The organism is Pseudoalteromonas sp. 78C3 (assembly GCF_002836695.1).
GTDB classification, from domain to species: Bacteria; Pseudomonadota; Gammaproteobacteria; order Enterobacterales; family Alteromonadaceae; genus Pseudoalteromonas; species Pseudoalteromonas arctica.
This window is the reverse complement of sequence record NZ_PJAV01000163.1, coordinates 20,256-27,203: the sequence shown is the minus strand read 5'-3', so window position 1 is coordinate 27,203 and position 6,948 is coordinate 20,256. Positions and strand designations below refer to the sequence as shown.

At 40.5% G+C, this 6,948-nt stretch carries 6 protein-coding genes; all 6 read right to left on the bottom strand.

Annotation, left to right across the window (positions count from 1 at the left end; genetic code table 11):
• Positions 1 to 308: 308 nt before the first annotated feature.
• The 6 genes from htpX to bioB all read right to left on the bottom strand — a co-directional run bounded on the left by htpX (position 309) and on the right by bioB (position 6,902).
• Positions 309 to 1,172 (bottom strand): protease HtpX, encoded by an 864-nt coding sequence (gene htpX, locus CXF76_RS14555; RefSeq protein ID WP_007586783.1) that lies wholly within the window; start codon positions 1,170 to 1,172, stop codon positions 309 to 311.
• A 212-nt stretch (positions 1,173 to 1,384) separates the two neighbouring features.
• A complete protein-coding gene (locus tag CXF76_RS14550) occupies positions 1,385 to 2,968 on the bottom strand; it encodes an FAD-dependent oxidoreductase (protein WP_101164025.1) in 1,584 nt (527 codons plus the stop codon).
• Between the two features lie 121 nt (positions 2,969 to 3,089).
• Positions 3,090 to 3,773 (bottom strand): dethiobiotin synthase, encoded by a 684-nt coding sequence (bioD, locus tag CXF76_RS14545; protein ID WP_007586785.1) that lies wholly within the window; start codon positions 3,771 to 3,773, stop codon positions 3,090 to 3,092.
• 51 nt (positions 3,774 to 3,824) lie between these two features.
• Complete coding sequence (locus CXF76_RS14540) at positions 3,825 to 4,703, bottom strand: methyltransferase domain-containing protein (protein ID WP_101164024.1); 879 nt, start codon at positions 4,701 to 4,703, stop codon at positions 3,825 to 3,827.
• Positions 4,700 to 5,851 (bottom strand): aminotransferase class I/II-fold pyridoxal phosphate-dependent enzyme, encoded by a 1,152-nt coding sequence (locus CXF76_RS14535; RefSeq protein ID WP_101164023.1) that lies wholly within the window; start codon positions 5,849 to 5,851, stop codon positions 4,700 to 4,702. The genes CXF76_RS14540 and CXF76_RS14535 overlap by 4 nt, the downstream gene beginning before the upstream one ends.
• A gap of 10 nt (positions 5,852 to 5,861) precedes the next feature.
• Positions 5,862 to 6,902 carry a biotin synthase BioB gene (bioB, locus tag CXF76_RS14530; protein WP_101164022.1) on the bottom strand — a complete coding sequence of 347 codons (1,041 nt, stop codon included), beginning with the start codon at positions 6,900 to 6,902 and terminating at the stop codon, positions 5,862 to 5,864.
• Between the last annotated feature and the right edge of the window lie 46 nt (positions 6,903 to 6,948).

Below are 6,948 nucleotides of genomic sequence, written 5' to 3'. Positions count from 1 at the left end.
CTAACCTAAAACCAACATTGTTATAGTCTAATTTACAATAACTATCAAGGTTAAAATTCACTCAATTTTTTATTAGATATAATGGCTTAATAGTAAAATTGATACTTTTACTGAGGTGCTTAGTGGGCTTTGTTATGTAAGCTAATAATAAATCAGAAGGTAAATACAATAAAAAATAAAAGGGGTTACCGCTTAGCTAAACCATACAATTTATAGCTTTAATGATATGAATATAAGCGAATTGGTATAAAACAAAAAGCCAGCGATTAAGCTGGCTTATAGGTTTGCTAATTACGTTATTTAGCTAATTATTTACGTAGTGCGTCGATTCGTGCATCAAGCGGCGGGTGCGATGAAAACAATTCAGCCATGCCTTTGCCACTTGCAATACCAAAGGCCATCATTGAGCCTTCTAATTGCGAAGGATGGTTTTGCTTTAATCGCTCAAGGGCTGATCGCATTTTGTCAGCACCAACTAGTTTTGCTGCGCCGCTGTCGGCTGCAAACTCACGTTTACGACTGTAACTTGCAACCACTATGCTTGCTAGCACACCAAATAATACTTGGAATAACATATCGAATAAGAAGTATGTCCAGCTACTGCCGCCCTCTTCTTCATCGCTATTTATAAAGTTATCTACAATGCCTGCCAGTACTTTTGCGGCAAATATTACAAAGGTGTTTACCACGCCTTGTATTAGCGTAAGCGTTACCATGTCGCCGTTAGCAATATGCGATACTTCGTGAGCAAGTACGGCTTCGGCTTGATCTTTGGTCATGTTGTGCATTAAGCCTGTGCTTACTGCCACTAACGAGTTGTTTTTACTTGGACCTGTTGCAAATGCGTTCATTTCTGGGCTGTCGTAAATAGCCACTTCTGGCATTTTAATACCTGCTTTTTGTGCTTGCGCAGATACCGTTTGTACAAGCCAATGTTCGGTTTCGTTTCGAGGCTGCGTAATTACATGCGCGCCTGTTGATTTTTTAGCGATCCATTTCGACATAAATAACGAAATAAACGATCCACCAAAACCAAATACGGTGGCTATAAGTAAAATTCCGCCAAGGCTACGATGACTTAAGCCCAGCGCGCTCATGATTATTGAAAGCACTACACCTAATACCAACATAACCGCTAGGTTAGTTAATAAAAACAAAAATACACGTTTCATATTGTCCTCACAAAAATAGGTTTGATCACCGAACATAAAATTAAATTAGGTTAAAGCAATCACTGCGCTATGACACACTATGTCATAACGTTAGCGCTATTTTGTGACAAACTATGTCATAACACAAGTGTTATTTATGTGTTTATTGATAATTTTTTTAGGAAGAGTTTTACAGCAAATTTAAAACTGAAGTTTCTTTATAAATCAGCTTATTACAAGCTATGATTTAGCTCTACCATATCAATTGGAAAACCACGCTCGTGTGCCAATATGCGTGCAACTTCGCCAATTTTTTCGCCGCTATTATGTTTAAGGTACGACCATTGGTGGGTACTGCGGTGATGATTTACATCAGGATCGCTGCTTATTATTCCCAACTTTATAAACTCACCCACTATTTGATCTGCCGCTATTAACGTTGACGATGCTTTAACATTTTCGGCCCGCGCATAATTAATATGCGAATATAAACTGACATCGGCTACGCGCAAAGTGTCGTCATCACCTGGGATTTGTTGCCCGCCAAACAAGGCATTATTTTGTGTATTAGCAGTTTTAAACGCAGGTACAAACTCGGCTACATAATCAATTGCTGTTTGGGTGCGTGTTTGCAATGCGGTTTTGTCCCACCCATCTTTAATATAGTGCAGGTATTTATCGGGGAGTTTAGGTTGAGCACTCATTGGTGTTGCATCAGCTAAGCCATCATTAAATAGCGTAATGTCGTTGGTCATGCCGTGTATTTGAAAATAACCATTTGGATAAGGCGTTAACTGCGCCATGCCCTCTGGCGTACCACGGTTTCCATAAATAATTATTTCGGGTATTTGCCCACCAGCACCTTGCCAATGAGTAATGTAAGAGGCTTTAAATTCAACCATGCGTTTTACATCTACCCCAACCAGGTCGTCAATAATACCGGTTTGAAAACCACACGCATTAATTAGGTAATCTACCTCAATCGTTTGTGTATCGACTTGTGTATTGGTTGAAGTATCAGGTTGTTCATTAAGGCTTGGCTCTGAATGGTATTCAATGCGCCATTTAAGTGTTTGCTTATCATTATTGGTATTTATAACTGGCGATACGTTTTTAACACTGGTGCTTGTTAAAACATGAGCGTGTTTATACTGTGCAAGGGCGAGTTGTGCACTGGCCGATAAACGAAATATATTCCAACCATATTCTTGTGCAACAATAAGCGGAAACTTTAGCTTATTTAAATCTAAATGCTTAGCCACGGGTATCATCCACTCATCTAACGACTTGGGCTTTGCTACTTGTTTTTGCTTAGCAAGCTTTAGCATTTGCTCATAACTATATAACTGATAATAATGCTCTGGCTCGCCTAATATTTTGTTAGCGCTATCTTGCTCAACAAGCTCGCTGTAAGCTTTTACTAATTTATTTAAACGCGGAAATAAATCCTCGGGTGAGTCGTCATCGCGCTTAGGCACTGCAAATACTGTAGGGCGAACATCGATGGTGTGAGGATAAAGGCGCGCAATATCTATACATTGCTTGAGTAAATCTATGCAGTCTTCATCGGATATTTCACGGTATAAGTTGCCACCTGCATGCAAATGGCACATTGGAGGGCCATCAATTAACGACTTTTTCTTTTCAAGTACATAAGTTTCTAACCCTAACGCAGCAAGCCTAATGGCTATTGTGGCGCCAGCTGTGCCTCCACCTATTATACCTACGCGTTTTTTAGGTAAGCCATAGTTTAGTGCTTTTGGCTCAGCGCTTACGTGCGCATCTGGGGCGTAGCTTTCAATAAATGGGTGCGTCATATAGTCGTTATGTCCTTAGTAACATTGTCTTTAAGCAAGCTATGTATTTATAAACGTTTATATGTGTACTAAGGCTGACTATTTCAAGATTTACCTAAAAAAGTAACTTTTTTAAAACCACTTAAGTGTTTATAGATAACGCACTAAGCAAGCTTTTGTATATTTGTAACTTAGGAGTTTGCTCGCTGTATGGGCTTATAGCAAGTATTGGAAACGGTAAACGTGCTTTAAGTGAATCAAGGTTTGCTTGGTACTCGTCCATGTTTTTATCTACTTGGTTTGCAATCCAGCCAACGCAGTTTATACCCATACTTTGCATATGCGCAGCGGTTAATAACGCATGATTTAAGCAACCTAGCTTCATACCAACAACGAGTATTACCGGCAGTTGCTCTGCTTTAACCCAGTCGTATAAATACTCCGTATTGTTAATAGGTAACGCCCATCCACCAGCGCCTTCGGTAAGTATATAATTAGCACCCTGTTGTTTTACATCATTATAAGCATCACTTAGTTTATCAATAGTAATACTAACCCCAACTTGCTCAGCGGCTATGTGCGGCGCAATAGGTGGCGCAAACGCAAACGGATTTACTACGTCGTATTTAGCGCTCACTGTTGCGCTTTCCATTAGTATTAGAGCATCAGCATTTACTAGTTGATCGAATGCCATTTCGCAGCCAGCAGCAAGGGGTTTAAAGCCAATGGCTTGTTTTTTGTGTTGGGCAAGTAACTTTAATAGCAAACTGGTAACGTGGGTTTTTCCGGCATCGGTGTCGGTGCCTGTTATAAAAAATTCTTTCATTACTTTGCCTTATGATCTGAATTTAAGTTTGGTTTAAGTTTTAACTTAGCATTAATCGCTTTTTTGTAATGATAACAGCACCACATGATAAGACACATATGCTTTGTTATTTATAAGCGGATACGCACTGCATACTTTTTGTAGCGCCGATTTAGTAAGTAACCCTTGGCGCGTATTAGTATGATTTTGCGTAGTTGCACCTATAGCTTTAATTGAGGTAATAGCTTTTAAAGGTGTTGTGTATTCATCGGTGTAAATACGTTTTTGAGCGCTGTTAATAGTAAACCCTGCTTTTTGGACTGATTGGTTTATATACTGTTCACTATTAAAAGTATTTATGTGGCTGTTAGAATCAAGCGCTGCAAAGGCTGTTTTTATTTCGTTAAGTGAGCCCTCTACCACAGTGCTTATGTACGCCCGCCCGCCTGGTTTTAATATGTTGTAAAGTGATTGTATTAAAGCCGAAAAATTAGCAGACCACTGCACTGCAAAGTTACTGTAAATAACATCAACACTGTTTGCTTGTAGCGGCAAGTTATCCATATCGGCGCATATTTTTGATGTAGTTAAATCACTACTTTGTAGCATGTTTAAGCTCAAATCCATGGCAATAACGCTTGCAAACATACTTTGTAAGGTATGCGTATTAACAAGTGGCCCTGCGCCTAAATCAAGACATATCTTATTTTTATTAAAGCCTGGTTTTATAAGTTTAAATAAATCGGTCGCTGCGTGTTTTTGTACATTTGCATGGGTGTTATAACGCGCTGCCGCCTTTGAAAATTTACTTTGGGTGGACTTTTTAAGCTCCTTGTTTAGCTCCTCGCTTAAATCCTTGTTTAACTCTCTATTTGAATCGCTACCCACTAGGCACGGTTTTACAAGTTGTGTTTGCACTAGGTCTGTTTTTAATACTGGCTGAGCAGTCATGCTATTGCACCTACTAAATGCTTAACTAAGTGCGTTATGTCTTGCTCGGTATGTGCGGCTGTTAAAGTAATGCGCAAACGTGAGGTGTTATGTGCAACTGTGGGCGGTCTAATTGCAGTGAGCCAAATACCCTCTTGTTTAAGTTTATCTGCCGCTTGCAACGTTTGCTCAGCGCAGCCTAATACAATGGGCTGTATGGCTGTGTTTGACTCCATTACAGCAATATTATGGCTTTTAGCGAGTTGCTTAAATAACGCAATATTGGCATTTAGCTTATCGCGTTTATCATCAGCTTTTTTTATGCTTTTAATACGTGCAAGTGTGTGACTTGCCATAAGCGGCGACATAGCGGTTGAATACGTGTAATCGCGATTAAATTGCAGCATATAATCAATAAACTGTTTACTGCCTAATACACAGGCGCCACTACTAGCCACTGTTTTACCAAAGGTAATGACTAATATATCTGGCAGCGTTTGAGTAATAAACGCTTCGCAACTGCCCAAACCGGTTTTGCCTAATGCACCAAAGCCGTGTGCGTCGTCAATCATTAGCCATGCGTTATGCTGTTTTACAAGCGCGAGTAATTCTTTAAGAGGCGCGGTATCGCCATCCATCGAAAACACGCCTTCGCTTATAATTAGCTTGTTTTGCGCTTTTGATTTTTCGAGCCGTGAACGTAAATGGTTCATGTCGTTGTGATTAAAACGCACTAAAGCCGCGTTAGAATGCAGAGCACCGTCAATCAAACTTGCATGATTTAACTTATCTTGAAAAATAGCGCTGTTTTGCGCAGCGGCTTTATCTTGAAACAACGCTTTAATTACGCTGCTATTAGCGCTAAACCCTGAGTTAAACAGCATCCCTGCGCCATAACCAAATTGCTCACATAAGTAGTGTTCGAGCGATTTTTGCTGCGCCTGATAACCCGTAACCAATGCTGAGCTGTGACTGCCTAATGCGTGGGAGTCATTAAGATTAACAGCCACATCTCCAAAACCTAAGTAATCGTTACTGGCAAAATTAAGATAGGTTTTGTTATTAACTGTTATGGTGCGCGCTGTTGCATGTTGCACTACGTGGCGATTACGAAGTAACGCATCTTGCTGGCGAGCCTGCAGATGCGTATTTATAAAATCAAAAGGCATTGATACAAGCCTACGCTTCGTAAAACAATTCAGAGGTTGCTTTGTCGGCTACTTGCGATGAAAGCGAGGCTTCTACTGCTTCGTCTGAATAGTCGTGACGCTTTTCTGGGTTCATGCCTAATTTTTTAATTAGGTTCATATCGGCATCAGCGTCTGGGTTTTCGGTGGTAAGAAGTTTGTCGCCATAAAATATTGAGTTAGCGCCTGCAAAAAAGCACATTGACTGCATTTGCTCGTTCATGGCGTTACGCCCTGCCGATAAACGTACATAACTGTGTGGCATCATAATACGCGCTGTTGCAATGGTACGTACAAATTCAAAGTGATCTAAATCTTCTGCGTTTTCAAGCGGTGTGCCTTTAACTTTAACGAGCATATTAATAGGCACGCTTTCTGGCTGTTGTGGCAAATTAGCTAGCTGCATCAGTAACCCATAACGGTCGCTTGCTTGCTCGCCCATACCGACTATTCCGCCTGAGCATACTTTCATACCAGCATCGCGTACGTGGTCAATGGTATTTAATCTGTCTTGAAAAGTACGGGTTGATATAATTTGCTCGTAATACTCAGGTGACGTATCAAGGTTGTGATTGTAGTAATCAAGCCCAGCGTCTCGAAGTTCATGAGCTTTTTCGTTTGTGAGTTTACCCAGCGTCATACAGGTTTCTAACCCTAGCTCTTTTACTTCTTTAACCATTTGCGAAATGTATGGCATGTCTCTGTCTTTTGGATCTGACCATGCAGCCCCCATACAAAAACGCGTCGCACCTTTTTGTTTTGCAAGGCGCGCTTGCTCTACTACTTTTTCTACTTCTATTAAGCGCTCACGTTCTAAATCGGTTCGATAATGGCCAGACTGCGGGCAGTACTTACAGTCTTCTGGGCAAGCGCCTGTTTTAATTGATAACAACGTAGAAATTTGCACTTCATTTGGGTTGAAGTTAGCACGGTGAACCGATGCTGCTTTAAAAAGTAAATCGTTAAATGGCATTTCAAATAATGCTTTAACCTCAGCGTGGGTCCAATCGTGACGAACAGGTGCAAGTTCCATAATACTCTCTTATTTTTTCTCAGTGGTGATATTGGCTTAGTCTACG